At 73.4% G+C, this 20,146-nt stretch carries 15 protein-coding genes; 6 read left to right on the top strand and 9 right to left on the bottom strand.

Annotation, left to right across the window (positions count from 1 at the left end):
* Nucleotides 1–161: 161 nt before the first annotated feature.
* Together AB0399_RS05030 and AB0399_RS05025 are read left to right on the top strand one after the other, a co-directional pair.
* Nucleotides 162–812 carry a DAK2 domain-containing protein gene (locus tag AB0399_RS05030; protein WP_366410275.1) on the top strand — a complete coding sequence of 217 codons (651 nt, stop codon included), beginning with the start codon at nucleotides 162–164 and terminating at the stop codon, nucleotides 810–812.
* The gene (locus tag AB0399_RS05025; RefSeq protein WP_366410260.1) at nucleotides 809–2,767 is read left to right on the top strand and encodes a putative PEP-binding protein; all 1,959 of its coding nucleotides are present in this window, start codon (nucleotides 809–811) and stop codon (nucleotides 2,765–2,767) included. Before AB0399_RS05030 ends, AB0399_RS05025 begins: the two co-directional genes overlap by 4 nt.
* Before the next feature lie 149 nt (nucleotides 2,768–2,916).
* On the opposite strand, the gene AB0399_RS05020 is transcribed toward AB0399_RS05025, so the two are convergent.
* Nucleotides 2,917–3,912, bottom strand: a complete 996-nt coding sequence (locus AB0399_RS05020) for a L,D-transpeptidase (RefSeq protein ID WP_329362783.1) — start codon at nucleotides 3,910–3,912, stop codon at nucleotides 2,917–2,919.
* A gap of 314 nt (nucleotides 3,913–4,226) precedes the next feature.
* Between AB0399_RS05020 and AB0399_RS05015 the strand changes: the two genes are divergently transcribed.
* Nucleotides 4,227–5,744: a carotenoid oxygenase family protein gene (locus AB0399_RS05015; RefSeq protein ID WP_366410259.1), complete on the top strand. Its 1,518-nt coding sequence runs from the start codon at nucleotides 4,227–4,229 to the stop codon at nucleotides 5,742–5,744.
* Between the two features lie 57 nt (nucleotides 5,745–5,801).
* Here AB0399_RS05015 and AB0399_RS05010 read toward each other — a convergent pair whose 3' ends face one another.
* From AB0399_RS05010 to AB0399_RS04995, 4 genes are all read right to left on the bottom strand, one after another.
* Nucleotides 5,802–6,626 carry a class I SAM-dependent methyltransferase gene (locus tag AB0399_RS05010; protein ID WP_366410258.1) on the bottom strand — a complete coding sequence of 275 codons (825 nt, stop codon included), beginning with the start codon at nucleotides 6,624–6,626 and terminating at the stop codon, nucleotides 5,802–5,804.
* A gap of 67 nt (nucleotides 6,627–6,693) precedes the next feature.
* Nucleotides 6,694–7,152: a hypothetical protein gene (locus tag AB0399_RS05005; protein ID WP_366410257.1), complete on the bottom strand. Its 459-nt coding sequence runs from the start codon at nucleotides 7,150–7,152 to the stop codon at nucleotides 6,694–6,696.
* Between the two features lie 165 nt (nucleotides 7,153–7,317).
* Entirely contained in the window at nucleotides 7,318–8,724 is a 1,407-nt protein-coding gene (pntB, locus tag AB0399_RS05000; RefSeq protein ID WP_329362775.1) for a Re/Si-specific NAD(P)(+) transhydrogenase subunit beta, read from the bottom strand.
* 7 nt (nucleotides 8,725–8,731) lie between these two features.
* Complete coding sequence (locus AB0399_RS04995) at nucleotides 8,732–10,303, bottom strand: Re/Si-specific NAD(P)(+) transhydrogenase subunit alpha (RefSeq protein WP_366410256.1); 1,572 nt, start codon at nucleotides 10,301–10,303, stop codon at nucleotides 8,732–8,734.
* Nucleotides 10,304–10,674: 371 nt separating this feature from the next.
* On the opposite strand from AB0399_RS04995, the gene AB0399_RS04990 reads away from it, so the two are divergent.
* Both AB0399_RS04990 and AB0399_RS04985 read left to right on the top strand, forming a co-directional pair.
* Entirely contained in the window at nucleotides 10,675–11,121 is a 447-nt protein-coding gene (locus tag AB0399_RS04990; RefSeq protein ID WP_329362771.1) for a cold shock domain-containing protein, read from the top strand.
* A 187-nt stretch (nucleotides 11,122–11,308) separates the two neighbouring features.
* Nucleotides 11,309–13,507, top strand: a complete 2,199-nt coding sequence (locus tag AB0399_RS04985; RefSeq protein ID WP_366410255.1) for a tetratricopeptide repeat protein — start codon at nucleotides 11,309–11,311, stop codon at nucleotides 13,505–13,507.
* On the opposite strand, the gene AB0399_RS04980 is transcribed toward AB0399_RS04985, so the two are convergent.
* From AB0399_RS04980 to AB0399_RS04965, 4 genes are all read right to left on the bottom strand, one after another.
* Nucleotides 13,400–14,935 carry a hypothetical protein gene (locus AB0399_RS04980; RefSeq protein WP_366410254.1) on the bottom strand — a complete coding sequence of 512 codons (1,536 nt, stop codon included), beginning with the start codon at nucleotides 14,933–14,935 and terminating at the stop codon, nucleotides 13,400–13,402. The genes AB0399_RS04985 and AB0399_RS04980 overlap by 108 nt on opposite strands.
* A 502-nt stretch (nucleotides 14,936–15,437) precedes the next feature.
* Nucleotides 15,438–15,986, bottom strand: coding sequence for a pyridoxamine 5'-phosphate oxidase family protein (locus AB0399_RS04975; protein ID WP_366410253.1), 549 nt, complete (start codon nucleotides 15,984–15,986; stop codon nucleotides 15,438–15,440).
* A gap of 162 nt (nucleotides 15,987–16,148) precedes the next feature.
* On the bottom strand, nucleotides 16,149–16,979 hold the full coding sequence (locus tag AB0399_RS04970) for a M55 family metallopeptidase (RefSeq protein WP_366410252.1): 831 nt from the start codon (nucleotides 16,977–16,979) through the stop codon (nucleotides 16,149–16,151).
* A 91-nt stretch (nucleotides 16,980–17,070) separates the two neighbouring features.
* The gene (locus AB0399_RS04965) at nucleotides 17,071–18,018 is read right to left on the bottom strand and encodes a N(4)-(beta-N-acetylglucosaminyl)-L-asparaginase (RefSeq protein WP_328471882.1); all 948 of its coding nucleotides are present in this window, start codon (nucleotides 18,016–18,018) and stop codon (nucleotides 17,071–17,073) included.
* A 311-nt stretch (nucleotides 18,019–18,329) separates the two neighbouring features.
* On the opposite strand from AB0399_RS04965, the gene AB0399_RS04960 reads away from it, so the two are divergent.
* Nucleotides 18,330–20,021 (top strand): discoidin domain-containing protein, encoded by a 1,692-nt coding sequence (locus AB0399_RS04960; RefSeq protein WP_329362762.1) that lies wholly within the window; start codon nucleotides 18,330–18,332, stop codon nucleotides 20,019–20,021.
* The last annotated feature ends 125 nt before the right edge of the window (nucleotides 20,022–20,146 follow it).

Genomic DNA, 20,146 nt, shown 5'->3' with positions numbered 1-20,146 from the left:
CGCGCACTGCCCGCACATCACTTGCCGCCCGCGGGTGCCGTGCCTGCGCGTACCGCACGCCACCCGACCGCCCGCACCGCACGCACACCACCGCACTGACGAACGGAGATCCCGTGGACACCGCCCTCGCCCGCACTTGGGTGCAGGCCATCGCCGCGGCCATGGACACGCACAAGGACCGGCTGACCCAACTGGATTCCGCCATCGGCGACGCCGACCACGGCGCCAACATGCACCGGGGCTTCGCGGCGGTCGCCGCGGCCCTGCCGGAGTACGACGCGGCGACCCCCGGGCTGATACTCGTCAAGACCGGCTCGCTGCTGATCTCCGTGGTCGGCGGCGCGTCCGGGCCGTTGTACGGAAGCGCCTTCCGCTCCGTCGGCAAGGCGCTGGACGCGCCAGAAGCGCCAGAAGCGCCGGACGCGCCCGACGAGCCGGACGGGTCCGGGCCCGAGGCGGGTACGGCCGGTCCCGAGCGGCTGGCCGCCGCGCTCGCCGCGGGACTGGCCGGGGTACGGCGGCTCGGCGCCGCCACCGAGGGCGACAAGACGATGATCGACGCGTACGCACCCGCCCTCGCGGCGTTCCGCGCGTCCGCCGCGGCCGGCGGTGACCTGGCGGAGGCGGCCGCCGCCGCGGCCGACGCCGCCGAGGAGGGCATGCGGGCCACCACCCCCATGCAGGCCAGGAAGGGGCGGGCCTCCTACCTCGGTCCGCGCAGCGTCGGCCACCAGGACCCGGGCGCCACCTCCACCGCGCTGATCTTCCGCGCCCTCGCCGACACCGCCGCCGCGGCCAAGGCGGCGGCATGAGCACCCGCCTCCGCTATCCGGGACAGCCCGCCTCGCCCGGCACCGCACTCGGCGAACTCCACCGCACCGACCGCCCCTTCCCCACGCCCACCCCGACCCTCACCCGCGTTCCCCGTCAACCCGCCGACGCAGGCACGGGCACGGGCACGGCGTACGGCCCCGGTGGAACGGCCGCGAATACCGCCGCCGAGGGCGCGGAGTGCGGGTGCGGGCCCGGCGATCCCGCCACCGAGGGGAGCGGCGAACCCGTCATCTCCGGCCGCGCCGAAGCGAGTTCCGGCACCCCCGCCTCCGCCTCGGCCCCCGCCGGCCCGTCCGGTCCGCGCCGGCTCACCGCGCTGCCCGCGCCCGCCGACGCCGGCGAGACGGCCGGCGCACCCGAGGCCGGCGGGCTGGTCGCGGACGCGTTCGACACGGCCGCCGACCGCCTGCACGCCGTGGCCGCCGGGCTGCGGGCGCGGGGGGACGAGGAGCAGGCCGACATCATCGAGATCGGCGGGCTCATCGCGCGCGATCCCGATCTGCGGCAGCACGCCCTCCGATTGGTCGCCGGGGGAGCGGACCCGGCGGACGCGGTGCACGAGGCCGTGGACGCGCAGGCCCGGGCCATCGCCGCGCTCGGCGACCCGGTGCTCGCCGAACGGGCCGCGGACGTCCGGCAGGTGGGCCGCCGGGTGCTGGCGGTGCTGCACGGCGTCCAGGAGCCCCCGCCCGACCGGCCGGTGGTGCTGGCCGCCCGCGAGATCGGCGCCGCCGACCTGCTGGAGCCGGGCCGTACGGTGACGGCCGCGCTGTCGGTGACGGGCGGGCCGAACTCGCATGCCGCCATCGTGGCCCGCTCGTTGGGCATCCCGCTGCTGCTCGGCGTCGACCCGCTGGTGCTCGACCTGCCCGACGGAGTGGAGACCCTGGTCGACGGGGCCGCGGCCGTCGTCCACCCCGCGGCCGGGGAACGCGAGAGCGCGCTCGCCGCGATCGCGGCCGTACGGGAGCGGCGGGCCCGGCTCGCCGCCGAGCGGCACCTGCCGGCCCGGACCGTCGACGGCCACCCGGTGACCCTGCGGGCCAACGTGGCCACGCCCGCCGATGTGCGGGCCGGCCTGCTGGCGGGCGCGGACGGCGTCGGCCTGCTCCGTACCGAACTGCCCTTCCTCGACGCGGTGCGCTGGCCTTCCCGGGCCCGGCACACCATCGCGCTCGGGCCGGTGCTCGCCCCGCTGGCCGGGCGGATCGCCACCGTCAGGACGCTGGACTTCGCCGACGACAAGCTGCCGCCGTTCCTGTCCGCGGACCGGCCCGCCGGCCGCGGGATCGGGCGCGGGCTGCCGCTGATGCTGGCCCGACCGCACGCGTTCGGCGAGCAGTTCACCGCACTGCTGGCGGCGGCGGCCGGTGCGCGCGCCGAACTGCGGATCATGATCCCGATGGTGGCGGACGTCGGCGAACTGCGGGCCTGCCGCGCCCTGCTGGACCGGGCGGCGGCGGAACTCGACCTGCCGGCACCCCCGTTGGGGATCATGGTGGAGCTGCCGGAAGCAGTCCGGCGGATCGACGAACTCGCCCGCGAGGCCGCGTTCCTGTCGCTGGGCACCAACGACCTGACCTGCCAACTGCTGGAACTGGACCGCCGGGACCCGGCCGCGGGACCGGCGTCCACCGCACACCCCGCGGTCCTGCGCGCGATCGCCGCGGTGGTCGCGGCCGCACGGGCGCACCGGCGGCCGGTGTCCGTCTGCGGCGACGCCGCCGCGCACCCGCTGGTGCTGCCGCTGCTGGTCGGGCTCGGCTGCGACACCCTGTCGGTGGCCCCGTCCGCGCTCGACGAGGTCCGGGCCGCGGTCCGCCGGCTCGACCACACCTCCTGCCGGGATGCCGCGGCCGAGGCGCTGGTGCTGCGGACCGCGGAGCAGGTCCATCACCTGGTCCGCTGCCGGCTGCCCGCGCTGCCCGACTGACGTCCGGCCGGCGCGGACGGCCCGCGGACCGGGGCAGGGGCGGGGGGCGCTGAAGGCGGCGGAGACGGGGGCACAGACACGGGGGCACAGACGGGGGCGGGCTCACCTGACGATCCGGTGAGCCCGCCCCTCCCAGGAACCCGGCGGTGTCAGGCGGCCGGGTTGGTCGTGATCTGGCCCTCGCCGCTCTGCGCCAGCCAGGTCGACCAGCTCAGGTTGAAGTCCGCGTAGCCGTTGTCACCCTTGGCCTTGCCGCGCGGAGAACCGGTGATGGTGATCGGGTCGCCCGGCTTGATGAAGTTGTAGAACCACTTCGCGTTCGCGAGCGACAGGTGCACGCAGCCGTGCGAGCCGTAGCTGTGCCCGGGGTACGGGTCGCCGGTGGAGTAGTGCACGTAGGTGCCCGAGGTGGTCAGGTGCACGTCCCACGGCAGGGTCAGGTCGTAGTAGTCCGGGCTGGACTTGTTGCAGCTGATGCCGACGCTGCAGGAGGTCATCCGGACCTCCTTCTGCTTGTCGATGACGGCCATCGTGCCGTCCCACGACGGGAACGACGGGCTGCCGGCGTCGATCGGCATCGTCTTCACCACGGTGTCGTTGTGCGTCACCTTCATGCTGTGGCCGGTGACCGACACGCTGGCGCGGTTGTCGTCGCCGATGGTGAAGGTGTGCGTGTAGCTGTGGGTGCCGTAACGCCCGTTGCCGTTCGGCACGTTCTTCAGGTCCGCGTCGATGGTGACCTTGGTGCCCGGCTTCCAGTAGTCCTGCGGGCGGAAGTCCGCCCGGGTGCTGCTGAACCAGTGCCAGGCACCGGTGGTGGGCACCGACGTCGATATCTTCATCGCCTTCTCGACGCCGGCCCGCGCCGAGGTCGCCACCGGGTTGGTGAAGACCACGGAGATCGGCATCGCCACGCCGACGGTGGTGCCCGTCTGCGGCGTTATCGTGTCGAGAAGCATCGGCGGACCCAGCGGCTTCGGCGTGGTCGGCTTCGGGCTCGCGGTCACCGCCGAGCCTGACGACGACGCCTTCGCGTCGTCCTTCGGCGGCGTCGAAGCGGACGAATTCCCACCGCACGCGCTCGTGCCCGCGAGCACCGCACCTGCCACCAGTGCGATCCCCATGCTGGTCCTGACCCGACCCATGTACCTGTACTCCGCTCATATCACTGCATCGGCTGCGACTACCAAACTTAAGACTCCCCGGCGATCAGCGCGGTTCCGGTCGCCGGTAAAGCGGATGCCAAGCTTTCGAACCGACCCCGGAACGTGACGAGATGGCCGCCGTGCTCACGGACGGTGCCGCCGGTGCGGGACGGGGGAAAGCTTGGGCATGCTGGCCCCACCCCAGTCGGCAAGGCAACAGTAGTGAGGTCAGAGGCCCGTGGACGGCACAGTCGTAGAGGGCGCCGCGCCGTGCGGTACCCCTTTCGGAACGGCTGCGACGGGGAGTTCGGATCATGACGGATCTCACACGACGGAATGTGCTGCGCGGCTCGGGCGCGGCGGCGCTCGGCGGGTTCACCGCGCTCGGCGCACCGGGTCTGCCCGGTCTGCCCGGCGCCCCGCGGGCACAGGCGGCGTCGCCCACCGCGCGCCGCGACCCCTACCCCTTCCTGCACGGCGCGTTCGCCCCGGCCACCGAGGAGGTGACCGCCTTCGACCTGCCGGTCACCGGCCGCGTCCCACGCGAGCTGGACGGCCGCTATCTGCGAACGGGCCCCAATGTGCTGGGGCTTGAGGACCCCCGCGCCCACCACTGGATGCTCGGCGAGGGCATGGTGCACGGCGTGCGGCTGCGTGACGGGCGCGCCGAGTGGTACCGCAACCGCTGGGTCAGGTCCGCGGCCGTCGCCGCGAAGCTCGGCGAGCCCTACCCGTGGCAGGCCCCCGCCGACGACTTCGCCAACAACACCCACGTCATCCCCTACAAGGGCCGGGTGATGGCCCTCCAGGAGAGCGGCCCGACGCCGTACGAACTCGGCGAGGAACTGGACACCCTCGGGCCGTACGACTTCGGCGGGACGCTCAGCGGTGCGTTCACCGCGCACACCAAGTACGACGAACAGGCCGACGAGCTGCACGCGATCACGTACTACCCGACCTGGGACCACGTACGGCACCTGGTCGTCGACCGCACCGGGCGGGTGGCGCGCACCACCCGCATCCCGGTCGCGGACAGCCCGATGATGCACGACTTCGCCCTGACCGGGCGCTATGTGGTGGTGTTCGACACCCCGGTGACGTTCGACGCCGCCGCCGCGCAGGCCGGCGCGCTGGTGCCGTACACCTGGAACGACAGGCATCCGGCCCGGGTCGGGGTGCTGCCGCGGGCCGGCGGGCCGATCCGCTGGTTCGAGACCGACCCGTCGGCGTACTACTCGCACACGCTCAACGCCTACGACGACGGGACCACCGTCACCGTCGACTTCACCAGCTTCCCGACGCCGTTCTTCGCGGCCGGGCGCGGCTGCGACGGCCCCTCGGCGCTCGGCACGCCCCGCCTGGACCGCTGGACGATCGACCTGGCGCACGGGCGGTTGCGCTCCCAGCGGATCGACGACCGGCCGCAGGAGTTCCCCCGGGTCCGTGAGTCGCTGGTCTCCCGCCGCCACCGGTACGGCTACGCGGCCACGGCCGGAGAGATGTGGCGGGCCTACGAGACGGTGGACGGGGTGGCGCCCGACCGCGTCTTCGGCAACGCGCTGCTCAAGCACGACCTGTTGCGGGGGAGCACCGAGGTGCACCGCTTCCCGAAGGACTCACCCGCGAGCGAGGCGGTGTTCGTGCCGGCCGCCGGCGGCGGCGCCCGCGCCGAGGACGACGGCTACGCCCTCGCCTACGTCCACGATCCCGTGCGGGGCGCCGCGGATCTGGTGATCCTCGCCGCGCAGGACTTCAGCGGGGCGCCGCTGGCCCGTATCCATCTGCCCGGGCCGGTCCCCCTCGGCTTCCACGGAAGTTGGGTCCCGGCGTGACGCGGACGGGCGGGCTCACGCGGACGGGCTCACGCGGACTCGCTCAGGCGGACGGGCTCACGCGGACGGGCGGTCCGAGGGGACGCGGTCGGTCCGCCAGCACATGGAGCGGAAGGGGAGGTCGATCGTGCCGTCGGGGTCGAGGAGGCCGGGGCGGGCGCGAAGGGCCTGCTCCGCCTGGGAGATGAGGGCGGCGCGCTGGTCGGCGGGGAGGATGAGGAGACGGCTGTAGGTGCCGAGGAGGGCGGCCGCGTCGGCGGGGGTGGTACGGCGGGCGCAGGTGAAGGTGGCGTGCTCGGGCTCCGCGAAGGGGGAGCCGGGGCCGGCGAGGGTCTCCCGCAGCCGCTCGCCGCGCCGGAAGTGCTCCCGTGGCGGGCGGTCACGTTCGGCCGTACGGGCGGCGCGCAACCCGGTGCGCCACTCGTGCACCCAGGGCACGGTGTCGTCGAGTCCGTTCCACACGACGCTCAGCCGGCCGCCGGGCCGCAGCACCCGGGCGATCTCCGGCACCGCCCGCTCGGTGTCGAACCAGTGCCACGCCGAGGAGACCACGACCGCGTCAAGGGTGCCGTCCGGCAGCGGAATGGCCTCCGCGGTGCCCTCGAGCACGGTCACCCCCGGGTTCCGCTCCGCGAGCACCGCCCGCATCCGGCCGTCCGGTTCGACCGCGACCACCTCGGGCCCCCGCGCGGTGAGCAGCCCGGTCAACGTGCCGGCCCCGGCAGCCAGGTCGAGCACCCGCGCGGCGCCCTCGGGCACCAGCCAGTCCACGGCCGCGTCACACGGCGCCGGCCGCAACCGCCCGTACTCCGCGGCGATCGAACCGAACACGGTGGCCCGGCCCTCCGTCCCAGCGGTCTTGCTCGCGTCCTCGTCGGCCATGCCCGGCAACTCCTCCGCCTCGCGATTCCCGTTCAGTGACCGAGCGTAGGCGATCAAGCCGGCGGGGCTAGCAGGTGGTGTCGGTGGCGTAGAGGACGATCGCATCGAGGATGCCGCGATCGAGGGAACGGGACACCGACAGGTCCCAGCCGCCCTTGGACAGACCCGTGTCGACCAGGCCGTGCGCGGTGGTGCGCCGGTAGACGTGCCAGCCGTCGGCCACGAGGGCGCGCACGACCGCGGTGTAGTTGCCGGGAGTGTTGGTGACCGTGCTGTAGCCGCTGTCGGCGAAGCACTCCGCTGGCAGCGGCTTGCCCGTGCGCTTGACGGAGACCTTGAGCCCGACGGTGATGAGCCCGGTGACCTGCGGCGCCCGCACCGCCGTCACCACGCCCGAGAGGTCGGCCTCCACCACGGACTTGCTCAGGTGCGGCCCGGCCGGCACCCCGTCGCCGGGTTCGTCGCCCGACAGCAGCAGGACGAAGACGGCCGCTGCGCACAGCACGGTGGACCACGTGATCCGCATGCATCCCCCCGGTTGCGTCCGCTGCACGGACCCTATCGGCTCGGCCCGCGCCCGGCGGACGCATCCCAGCGGACGGGGCCCAGCGGACGGGGCCCGCGCCCCGGTTCGTACCGCCGGGGCGCGGGTCCGTGGCGTAGAAACCGGCCGGCACGGTGCCCGTGGGGTTCACAGCACCTTGAGGATGTCCTCCACCCGCTCCTTCGCGTCGCCGAACAGCATCTGGGTGTTCTCCCGGAAGAACAGCGGGTTCTGCACGCCCGCGTAGCCGGTGTTCATCGAGCGCTTGAAGACCACCACGTTCTCCGCCTCCCACACCCGCAGCACCGGCATGCCCGCGATCGGGCTGGCCGGGTCCTCCGCCGCGGCCGGGTTGACGGTGTCGTTCGCGCCGATCACCAGCACCACGGTGGTCGCCGCGAGATCGTCGTTGATCTCGTCCATCTCCAGCACGATGTCGTACGGCACCTTGGCCTCGGCGAGCAGGACGTTCATATGCCCGGGCAGTCGCCCCGCCACCGGGTGGATGCCGAAGCGGACCTCCACCCCGCGCTCGCGCAGCCGCCGGGTGAGGTCGGCGACCGGGTACTGCGCCTGCGCGACCGCCATGCCGTACCCCGGGGTGATCACCACCGACGAGGCGGAGCGCAGCAGTTCCGCGGTCTCCTCGGCGTTGATCTCGCGGTGCTCGCCGTACTCCCTGTCGTCCGAGGGGGCCGCCTCCATACCGAAGCCGCCGGCGATCACCGACAGGAAGGACCGGTTCATCGCGGTGCACATGATGTACGACAGGTACGCACCGGAGGAGCCGACCAGCGCGCCGGTGACGATCAGCAGGTTGTTGTCGAGGAGGAAGCCGGACGCCGCCGCGGCCCAACCGGAGTAGCTGTTGAGCATGGAGACCACCACCGGCATGTCACCGCCGCCGATGGACGCGACCAGGTGCAGCCCGAGCGCGAGGGCGACGACGGTGACCGCGATCAGCAGGCCGATGTTCGGCGACGCCACGAACGCGGCGGTCAGCCCGACGAACGCCACGAGGGCGCCCACGTTGAGGTAGTTGCGGCCCGGCAGCATCAGCGGGCTCGACTTGATCCGCGCGGACAGCTTCAGGAACGCGATGATCGAGCCGGTGAAGGTGACCGCTCCGATGAAGATGCCGATGAACACCTCGGCGTGGTGGATGCCCAGCAGGTCGTGCGCGATGGTGGTCTGGCCGCTGCCCTTGGCCTCCACTTCGAGATAGCCGTCCCAGCCGACGAGAACCGCGGCCAGGCCGACGAAGCTGTGCAGTATCGCGATGAGTTCCGGCATCCCGGTCATCTCGACCCGGCGGGCCCGCCACAGGCCGATCCCCGCGCCGATCACCATCGCGACGACCAGCAGGCCGATCCCGGTGGCGGCGATGCTGCGGGAGGCCAGGCCGATGGTCGCGGCCAGCGCGATCGCCATGCCGGAGATGCCGAACACCACGCCGGAACGGGACGTCTCGTGCTTGGACAGTCCGGCCAGGCTGAGGATGAACAGCAGAGCCGCGACGATGTAGGCCGCCTGCGCGGCGGTCGATGCAGTCATCGCGGCCTCAGTCCTTGGAGAACATGCCGAGCATGCGGCGGGTCACGGCGAATCCGCCGAAGATGTTGATGGACGCCAGCAGGATCGCCACGAACGACAGCACCGTGACGGCCGTGTGCGCGTGCCCGATCTGGAGCAGCGCGCCGACCACGATGATGCCGGAGATCGCGTTGGTCACCGACATCAGCGGGGTGTGCAGGGCGTGGTGCACATGCCCGATCACGTAGTAGCCGATCACGATGGCCAGCACGAACACCGTGAGGTTGCCGATGAGTTGGGCGGGGGCGAAGCCGGCGAGCACGAACAGCACGGCCGCTGCGGCGCCGACCACGGTGTAGCGGCGGCTCGCGGTGGCCGGCCGCTTCGCCGCCTTGCCCGCGGGCGGCGTCGGCGGTGACGCGCCGCCGGCCGCCGGCGCGGGCGCCGCCGAGACCTGCACCGGCGGTGGCGGCCAGGTCTTCTCGCCGTCGCGCACCACCGTCACCGAGCGCTGCACCACGTCGTCGAAGTCGAGCACGACCCGCCCGTCCTTGCCGGGGGTGAGCAGCTTCAGCAGGTTCACCAGGTTGGTGCCGTACAGCTGCGACGCCTGGGTGGGCAGCCGCCCGGCCAGATCGGTGTAGCCGACGATCGACACCTGGTTCGGGGTGACGACCACCTCCCCGGCGACGGTGCCCGCCACGTTGCCGCCCTGCGCGGCCGCCATGTCCACCACGACGCTGCCCGGCCGCATGCTCGCCACCATCTCCTCGGTGATCAGCAGCGGCGCCGGGCGGCCGGGGATCAGCGCGGTGGTGATGATGATGTCCACGTCCGCGGCCTGCTGGGCGTAGAGCGCGGCGGCGCGGGTGTTGTAGTCGTCCGACATCTCCTTCGCATAGCCGGTGGCGCTCACCTCGGCCTCCGCCGACTCGACCGAGAGGTACTCGCCGCCCAGCGACTTGACCTGGTCGGCGACCTCCGGCCGCGGGTCGGTGGCGCGCACCACCGCGCCCAGGCTGCCGGCGGCGCCGATCGCCGCGAGACCGGCCACGCCCGCGCCCGCGATGAGCACCTTCGCCGGCGGCACCTTGCCGGCCGCGGTGACCTGGCCGGTGAAGAACCGCCCGAAGAGGTGGGCCGCCTCCACCACCGCCCGGTACCCGGCGATGTTCGCCATCGAGCTGAGCACGTCGAGCGACTGGGCCCGGGAGATGCGCGGCACCGCGTCCATGGACAGCGCGGTGACCGGCCGCTCGGCGAGCGCGTCGACCAGGTCGGGGTGGGTGGCCGGGGCGAGCAGCGCGACCAGCACGGCACCGTCGCGGAGCAGCCCGATCTCCTCCGTCGACGGCGCGTTCACCGCCAGCACCACGTCCGCGCCCCACGCGCCGGCCCGGTCGCCGATCGTCGCGCCGGCCTCCTCGTACGCCTCGTCCGACAGGCTCGCACCGTGTCCCGCCCCGGCCGCCACGACGACCTCGTAGCCGAGCCCGCGGAGTTGCTTCACGGTCGCGGGGGTGGCGGCCACCCTCGTCTCCCCGGGTTGCGACTCCGACACGACCCCTACGACACCCACAGGTTGCGCAGACTGACTCATCTTGGTCCCTTCTGGCCTGGACGGGTTCGGTTACGCAGCCTGCCATGCATTACCAGATGGGCATTGTTCATTCGCGATCGGTACCGACTGCTTCGACACACCCGGTGCGGAAGGGGGCCGACGTGTCCGCCGTGCCAGCGGCGTCAGCCGCGTCAGGCCGTCAGCGGTGTCAACCGCCGTACCACCGGCCGCGAGGACCGGCGCCGTCACTGCGGATCGCCGGCGTGAGCACGCGGATCGCCGGCCGAGGTACGCGGACCACCCGCCGGACGCGCCGGGAACGGCCTGTACCCGATCCCGCCGGCGGAGCGCTACGATGCGTCGCAGGTCATTCGGGCAAGGGGCCCGGGAGTGGTTGCTGGGGGTTTGGCATGGTTGCCGGTCGGGTTGTCAGGTTCGACGGTGCTCGCGGTTATGGGTTCATTGCGCCGGAGACCGGTGGTGAGGACGTGTTCCTGCACGTCAATGACCTGTTGATCCCGGAGTCGTTCGTGCGCTCCGGTGTCGCGGTCGAGTTCGAGGTCGAGGACGGTGACCGGGGGCTCAAGGCGTCCTCCGTCCGCCTCGCCCACGGTGCGGACGGTGTGCCCGCCGGTGTCACCGCCTCGCGCGGTTCCGCGGTCTCCTCCGCCCCCCGCTCCTCGGGTGGCATCGACCTCGACGACCCCATGTGCGACGTGCTGAGCGAGTACGAGTACACCCGCGAGTGCACCGAACTCCTGCTCAAGACGGCACCTTGGATGACCGGCGAGCAGATCATCCAGATTCGCCAGCAGCTGCTCCGCTTCGGCAAGAGCCACGGCTGGGTCGAGGACTGATCGAGGACTGATCGAGGGCTGATCGAGGACCGGCGGCACCCGCCGGCCCCCCGCCGGGCGGCATCTCCTGAACACGCCGGAACCGTGCCGTCCCGAGCCCCGCAGGCACTACCGTGGGTCCCGAGACGTAACGTAGGCGTAGCGGCGCACTCCGCGTGACTACGCCTGGGCTCCGGGGGGTTGTGCCGTGCTTGATCCGCTGTCGGTGTCGGCGGTCACCACGTTCCTCGGTTCGGTCGGCGCCGGTGCGGCCGGCGAGTCGGGCCGCCGGCTGTGCGAGGCGGTCGGCGGTGTCGTGGCGCGCGTCGCCGGCCGCGAGGTCACCGCTCCCGCCGACGCGGCTGCCCGCGAAGCACTGGCGGCGGTCCTGGTCGACCAGGCCCGCAGCGACCCTGAACGGGCCCGTGCCCTCGGCACCTGGATGAGCGGCGCCCCCGCCGACCCGCGCCCCGACCGCCGGCACGTGCCGCACACGCTGCCCGCCTCCGTACGCTTCTTCACCGACCGCAAGGGCCCGCTCGCCGCACTGGACCGGGAGGCGTTCCGCAAGCCCGACGGCCGTCCGCGGATCGCCGTGCTCTACGGTCCGGAGGGCGTCGGCACCAGCGCGCTGGCCCTCCACTGGGGCGGTCTCCAGGCACACCGCTACCCCGACGGCACCCTCTACGCCGACCTGCGGGCCGGCTCCACCAGCACCGCCCCCACGGCCACCGCGCTGCTGCGGCACTTCCTGCTCAAGCTGCACGTCCCGCAGGAGCGCGTTCCGCCCGCCGCCCAGGACCGCGCCGAACTGTTCCGCGCGCTGCTCGCCGACCGCCGCCTGCTGGTCGTGCTGGACCACGCGCGGACCGCCGCCCAGGTCGTGCCCCTGGTCACCGCCGCGCCCGGCGTGTTCACGCTGGTCGTCGCGCGTCGCCCGCTCACCGGCCTGGACGCGCGGCCGGTGCTCGTCGACCCGCTGGGGGACAAGGACGCCAAACGGCTGCTGGTCGACCTCGTCGGCAAGCAGGCCGTGGCGGCGGCCCGCGCCACGCTGCCCTCGGTGCTGGAGCGTTGCGCCGGTTCGCCGTTCGCGCTGCGGGCCGCGGCGACCGACCTGGCCGGGGCCGCCACCGCGCCGCCGGCCGCCGGCGGGGACCCGGTGCGGACCGTGGTCGACGGCCTCTACCGCCGGCTCGCGGCGCCGGCCGCCCGGGTGTACCGGCTCGCCGCGCTGCGGGCCTGGCCGGCGCTGGACCCGGGACCGGTGGCCGCCGCGGCCGGGATCGGCGAGCCGGAGGCACGCGACCTGCTCGCCGAACTCGCCCAGCACGGCCTGCTGGAGCCGGCCCCCGACGGCCGGTACCGCTTCCGCCCCGCGGTCCGCGCGCACGCGGCCGACGCCGCCGCCCGCGAGGACGGCGTCGCCGCGTGCGCGGCCGCCCTGCGCCGCGCCGTCGAGTGGTACGTGTCGTTCGCGGTCCGCGCGGACCACGCGGCGCTGCCGCAGCGCTGGCACATCGGCCCCCGCTACGACCGCTACGACCGGCTCGGCGCGGACGGTGTGAGCGGCGCGGACGGCGGAGACGGTGTGAGCGGCGCGGACGGCGGGGCCTTGGCGGGCCGGTACGAGGACGAGGGCGCCGCCATCGCCGCGTTGACCGCTGAGGCCGACAACATCGTGGAAGCCGTCCTGGCCGCCGAGGAGTTCGACGACCCCGCCGCCGTCTGCGAGGGTGCCGAGGCGCTGTGGGCCCTCCAACTCAAGGCGGGCTGCCACGACACGGTGCTGCCCGCCCTGCGCGCGGGCGTCCGCGCCGCTCCCGCCTACCACGGCGACCCGCGGATGGCGGGCCGCATGCACACCCAACTGGCCCTCGCGCTCATCGAGTCGGCCGGATACGAGGAGGCGGGCCGCGAACTGGCCGCCGCCGCAAGGGCGGAGGAGACCGCCGGGCATCTGCGCGGCCGGGCCACCGCCGTCGAGACGCTGGGCCTGCTCCGGCTGCGGGAGTGGCGCTTCGCCGAGGCGCTGAGCTGCTTCGAACAGGCCGGGCTGCTGCTCGCCCGGATCGGCCCGGACGACGACGGCCGTGAGGACGTGCCGCGCGCCACGGCGCTGGTCGAACGCCACCAGGGCCGGGCGCTGCGCGGCCTCGGCCGCTTCGAGGAGGCGAGGCAGCGCCTGGACACCGCGCTCGCCTACTTCGAGCGGACCACCGACGAGCCCTACAACGCGGCCCGGGTCCTGACCGACCTCGCCGAGACCGACCTCATGGCCGGCGACGCCCCGGCCGCGCTACCCCTGATCGACCGTGCCGCCACCCTCCTCGGCGCGCAGCACGCCACCGTCCACCTCGACTACCTCGCCGCCCTGCGGCTGCGCTGCCGGCCCGAGCAGCCGTGACGCCACCGCGTGCACGGCCGTCCCGGTCCGCACCGTGAACTCGCGGGTGAGCAGCGGCTCGGCGCCTTCGCCGTGCGGCCCGAGCAAGGCGAGCAGCGCGGACGCGTACAGCGCCGGGTCCGGACCCTCCACCGGGCCCTCCACCGGGTCCTCCGCCGGAGTCTCGCCCGGCGCCTCGGGACGTGGCCGCGCGGTGAGTTCGGCCAGCAACCCGCCGCGGTGGCGTACGACGCACGCGTGCCGGCCGGTGACGTACGCGGCGAGCGAGCAGGACGGGTACCGCGCCAGTACCTCCGCGGTCCAGCGCCGCGGTGGGCCGAGCCGCGGGTCGTCCGGGTCGGCGTGGCGCAGGATCAGGTCGGCGAGGTCGAGCACGCCGGGGTCGAGGGTGTCCTCGTGGACGGCCAGATGCCCGTCGCCCGGCCCGTCGGGTTCGTGCCGAGGGTCGGCGTGGCGGCGTACCGCGAGGACGCCGTCGGCGTCGCGGTGGACGATCACCCGGAGCGGCGCGGTGGGCTCGGCCGGTTCGTACGGGGGCAGCGGCAGCGGGTCGAGCCGCGCGGGGGCGGCGGGCTCGGGGATGCCGATCAGCCGGTAGAACAGCTCGCGCAGCAGCCGCGCCGACCCGCCGGGCGAGGAGGTCGTCAACTCGGCCGGACCGCGCAGCGGTCGGTGCTCGGTGATCGCCCGCTCCAGTTGCGGAAGGAGCGCCGCGTACGGGTCCAGGCGGGGCGCGGCGCGGACGAAGGCGGCCACCGGAGTGCCGGGCCCGAGGGCGGCGAGGGAGGCGGAACCGAGCAGCACGGGTGTGCCGCGGGCGGCGGCGTAGTAGCTCACCGACCCGAAGTCGCCGATCACCAGGTCCGCGGCGATCAGCGCCTGCCGCCAGCCGGCGAGCGGGTCGATCAGCGTCAGGCCCGCGCGGCGGGCCCGGTCGAGCCACAGCCGCACCTGCCCGGGGCCGTGCCCGGCCCAGATGTTCGGGTGCAGCACGGCCGCCACCCGGTACTCGTCCGCGGGCAGCTCCGAGGTCAACCGCGGCAGCAGCAGCGGCAGTACGTCATCCGGGCCGCCGTCGCCGAACAGGGACGTCGGGTTCCAGGTGGAGTTGAGCAGGACCAGCCGCTGGCCGGGGCGCACGCCCAGCGCCCTCCGGTAGCGCGGCCGGTGGTGCTCGGCGGCGAGCATCCGGTCGTAGCAGGGGTCCCCGCCGAGCACCGCGGTCGGTACGGCTTCCGGGCAGGCGGCGGCGAGGCGGTCCACCTGCTCGGGGTGGGACAGCACCATCGCGTCCGCGATCGGTTCGCCGCGGGCGAGCAGCCACTCCCGTGACAGCCCGAAGACCGATTCCGGCTTTCCGGCTTTCCGGCTTTCCGGCTTTCCGGCTTTCCGGCTTTCCGGCTTTCCGGCTTTCCGGCTTTCCGGCAAGGGTCTTATTGTAGCCGATTCCATGTGAAAGTATGACCAATTTGCCCTCAAGGCGCTCCAGTTCGCCGCCGAAGCTCGCCGACACCGCCAGGTCCACCGGGGTGCGGAGCGCCTGGTCCCAGGGCAGCACCGGGACGCCCACCGCGTCGAGGAGTTCGCGCACCCCCGCGCCGAACGGCGAGGAACCCGTACAGGTGGCGAGGAGTTGGACCCGCAGGTCGTCGCGGAAGAGCGGGAGCACGTCGAGCAGCCGGGTCGCCGAGGTGACGTTGTGCACGACGAGCAGCACCCGGCGGCAGCTACCGCGGGTCGCCCAGCGGGCCGCCTCCTCGCCGACGGGGACGCGTATCCACGCGTCGCCCGGCTCCGCCCCCTCCAGCACCTGCGCACCCCTTTCGGCCGACCGTGCAGGTCGGCGGCCCTCCAACCTACTCGGGCGAGGCCGGGTACGGGGCGCGGGGCGGAGCAGAAGCGCGGGCGGTCGCCGGGGCGACCGGCCGCGCTAGTGCTGGGGCCGGAAGCGGGTCTGGGCGTAGGTCCCGCCCTTGCGGAAGGCGAAGACCGTGGTCGGCGCCACCTCGAACACCGGCACCGTGCCCAGCGCCCCGCCGTTCGGCCCCGCGTGCCGGAAGCCGTCGTCCAGCGGCTCGAACCGCCACTCCTCGCCGTACTTCGCCACCCATGCCGCCGCCAGCTCCGCCAGGCGCCGCTGCCCGGTGACGCGCACGGCGCTGCCCTCCACCGCCACGTCGAGCCCGTCCTTGAGCGCGCTGCCGCCGGTGGCGAGGACCACCTCGGGGTGCACCGCGAGGTTGCGTGCCTTCTGCTCGCCCTCGCCCGTGCAGAAGTACATCGCCTCGCGGTGCCAGACCGCGATCAGCGGCGTGAGATGCGGGCGTCCGTCGGCGCGTACGGTCGTCAGCCAGTACGTGCCCGCGGCGGAGAGCACCTCGCCGACCTCCGCCCAGGTGCTCGGCTCCGCCGCCGGTTCGCTGAACCGCCGGTCCAGCACGCCCACTCCGGCACCCGTGTCCTGGTGCTCCGCTCCCATGCCGCCACCTCCGCTGCCGCGCCTGCCCGCTTCCTTTCCCGCCAGCATGACGCATCCCACTGACAACGCGACGGAAGCCGCGTATACCTTGAACAGCGCGAATCTCCGCGAACATTCATGAACGCCCGCGAATCGTACGAAGGCCGCGGATCGGCTACGCCGTCACTCCGCGATGCCCCGGGTCAGCAGCACGACCGTCACGAACGTCCGGTACAGCCGCACCGGGTCCTGGTCGGTGAGGGTGACCGTGAGCGGGTCGGCCGGGTCCGGTTCGACGCCGGTGATCCAGGTGGCCATCTCCGCGAGGTCGGGGTTGCGCATGCGGACGGTGAGCGTGGCGGGCAGTGCGATCGCCGGGAGGGACGCCGAGGGGAGGGTCTGCACGGCGCGGCGGGCCGCCGAGCGGATCACCTCGCGGGCCTCTTCGGGATGCATGCTGTCGGCGGCGAACCGGGACACGGACGACTTCACGACGGCGCCGACCGCGTCCGGGCAGAAGGGGCGCAGTTCGGCCGCGGTGGTGTCGTCGCCGGTGATCAGGACCACCGGGACGCCGTGGCCGAGAGCGACCAGCGCGTTGATGCCGCTCTCGCCGGCGACCACGCCGTTGAGCCGGACCTCGGCGATCGCGGCCGGGTTGTAGGTGTGCGACAAGGTGGCGGGCGCGCTGGACATGGAGCCGTGGTACGAGACGAAGAAGACCGCGTCGAACGAGTCGTCCAGGCCCTGCATCATGTAGAGCGGCTTGTGCCGACCGGACAGGTAACGGGCCCGGCCGGCCAGGGCGTCGGGGCGCAGGTTGGACATCGTGGAGTGCGAGTCGTTGACGAGGAACGCGGTCGCGCCGCCGGCCGCGGCGCCCTCGATCGCGGCGTTGACCTCCTCCTGCAGGAGGGTGCGGTAGTACGCGTACTCGGGCTGGCCGTGCCGGCACTGCGACCAGTCGACGACTCCGGCGGTGCCCTCCATGTCGGAGGACAGGAAGATCTTCACAGCAGGCTCCTCACGGCACTCACGGCACTCACGGCACTCACAGTGCGTACGGCACTCACGTCGTTCACGGTGCGCGCGGCACCCACCGCGCTCACAGCACGATTCTCGGGCGGAACTCCGGCTCGGTGGACGCGTCGGTCATCAGACCGTAGACGCTGCCCTGCTGGCCGGCCGCGCCGCCGTGGCGCCCGTCGGGGGTCATCGCCAGGGCGCGCAACTCCGCGCGGAAGTCGTCCGGCAAGGTGGCGGCGTCGGCGAGCGCGGCCCGGCACGCGTCGGCCGGCTCCTGCCCGTCGGAGAGCAGTTCCACGATGGTGCGGGCGGTGCCGCCGCGCATGCTCAGCTCGCCGCGGCCGGTGCAGGCGGCGCCGCCGGCCCGCAGGTCGCACCAGTTGCCGGCGCCGGGCAGCGCCGAGTCGCCCACCCGGCCGGGGTACTTGTAGGGGTAGCCGGAGGTGGACACGCCCACGCACATCTCGCCGGTGGCGTCGAGGGCGATGATGTTGATGGTGCCCCAGGGGCCGTCGTGCGGGGCGAGCCGGCGGATCAGCGCGAGGGCGCTCTCCCGGTAGCGGGCGTCGCCGTCGGTGGCGGCGGTGTTCTCGCCCTCGACCGACTCGCGGGAGTCGGCGACCTGCTTGCGCCACAGCTCGCGGGACTCGTCGGTGATCAGGTCGGCGGTGGTGAACCCGCACTCCTCGGCGAAGAGCGCGGCGCCCTCGCCGACCAGCAGGCTGTGCTGGGGCAGCTTCTCCAGGACCGCGCGGGCCACCGAGATCGGGTTCGGGTAGCCCTTCAGCGCGCCCACCGCGCCGAACCGGCGGCCGGAGCCGAGCATCAAGGAGGCGTCCAGCTCGACCTCGCCTCGGGCGTTGGGCAGACCCGCGGTGCCGACGTAGTGGTCGGCCGGGTTGTCCTCGCAGCGCCGCATCGCGGCCTCCACGGCGTCCAGCGCCGAACCGCCGCGGCGCAGCACCTCCATCCCGGTCGCCAGACCCGCCTCGCTGCGTTCGCTGCCGATGATCGTCGCTTCCGCCACGTGTCCTCCTGATCCGTGTTCGCGGGCGCAGTCTTGCACCCGCTGACCTGGGACGGGCAACCGGGGGCCGGGGTTCCGCGCCGGTCACACCCGCATGGCGGTCACGGCTGTGCCCGCAGGGATACGGGATGCAGGAGAGAGATTGACATCGACTTTCTTGCACATCTTCTGTCAAATATTTCGCCTGATGCGCGATCTATTGCGTCTGTGTGTTCGCGTCGTTACGATCCCCGCACCAGCCGCCGGGCCGGTCCATCTCCGCCCACCAGCCCCGCGGTTGCCGGAGTTGACGACCGATCGGAGGAGTCCAGATGGGTGTCACACGCAGGGTCTTCCTGCAGGCCGCGGTGGCCGCCACCGCGACAGGAACCGCCGTCCTCACGCAGACCGCGGCCGCGGGGTCCGCGTCGGCGGCCAGCGGTCCCGGCGACGTGGTCGGGAAGGTGACCGTCGGCTACCAGGGCTGGTTCGCCTGTATCGGCGACGGCGCGCCGATCAACGCCTGGTGGCACTGGAGCGCGAACGACGCGACGGCGCCCTCGCCGTCGAACACCGGGATCGTGGCGTGGCCCGACGTCAGCGACTACGCGCACACGTACCAGACCGGCTACGCGGCGCTCGGCAACGGCCAGCCGGCCACGCTGTTCTCGTCGTACGACCAGCAGACCGTCGACACGCACTTCCTGTGGCTGCAGGAGAACGGCATCGACGTCGCGGCGCTGCAGCGCTTCAACCCCAACGGCAGCGAGGGCCCGACCCGCGACGACATGGCGGCGAAGGTGCGCAGCTCCGCCGAGAAGTACGGGCGGAAGTTCTACATCATGTACGACGTCTCCGACTGGACGAACATGCAGTCGGAGATCAAGACCGACTGGACCAGCAAGATGCACGCCCACACCGCGAGTTCGGCGTACGCGGTGCAGAACGGCAAGCCGGTGGTGTGCGTGTGGGGCTTCGGGTTCGCCGACAACCAGCGGCCGTTCGCCGCCGACGCGTGCCTGGACGTCGTCAACTGGTTCAAGAGCCAGGGCTGTTACGTGATCGGCGGGGTGCCGACCTGGTGGCGTACCGGGGACCGCGACTCGCGTGCGGGCTTCTCGGACGTGTACCACGCGTTCGACATGCTCTCGCCGTGGATGGTGGGCCGGATCGGCAACGTCTCGGACGCCGACAACTTCTACAACGTGGCGACGGTGCCGGACCTGGCGGAGTGCGCCACCTACGGCATCGACTACCAACCGTGCGTGCTGCCCGGTGCGGTGACGCTCCGTCAGCGCGCGCACGGCGACTTCATGTGGCGGCAGTTCTACAACATGGTCCGGGCCGGCGTGCAGAGCGTCTACATCTCGATGTTCGACGAGTTCAACGAGGGCAACCAGATCGCCAAGACCGCCGAGACCCAGGCGCAGGTGCCGACGAACTCCGGGTTCCTGGCGCTCGACGAGGACGGCACGGCCTGCTCGTCGGACTACTACCTGCGGCTGACCGGCGACGGCGGCCGGATGCTCAAGGGCCAGATCGCCCTCACCGCCACCCGCCCCACCCAGCCGGTGGTCGGCGGGAGCACCACGCCCCCGCCCACCGGGAACCTCGCCCTGCACCGTTCCACGTCGGAGAGCAGCCACACCCAGTCCTACGGCTCCGGCAACGCCACCGACGGTGACGCCAACTCCTACTGGGAGTCGGCCAACAACGCCTTCCCGCAGTGGCTCCAGGTCGACCTGGGCGCCGCCACCACGGTCAAGCGGCTCGTGCTCAACCTGCCGCCGGCCACCGCCTGGGCCACCCGCACCCAGACGCTCTCCGTGCAGGGCAGCGCCGACGGCAGCAGCTTCACCCAGCTCGCCGCCTCCGCCGGCCACACGTTCGACCCGGCCACCGGCAACGCCGCGACCGTCACCCTGCCGGCCTCGGTCACCACGCGCTACGTGCGGTTGAACTTCACCGCGAACACCGGCTGGCCGGCCGCGCAGCTCTCCGAGGTCCAGGTCTTCGCGAGCTGAACCGATCGAGCCGTCCGGGCGGTCGCCGACCCTTCCCCGCGCGGCCGCCCGGACTGCCCCCGGCCGGGGCCGAGTCGGTACCCGGCCGGGGGCACCCACGTTTCGGCGCCCACGTTTCGGCGAGG

Source organism: Streptomyces sp. NPDC088194 (genome assembly GCF_040702025.1).
Lineage (GTDB): Bacteria > Actinomycetota > Actinomycetes > Streptomycetales > Streptomycetaceae > Actinacidiphila.
Note: the sequence above shows the minus strand (reverse complement) of the source record. Positions and strands in the feature narration are given on the sequence as shown.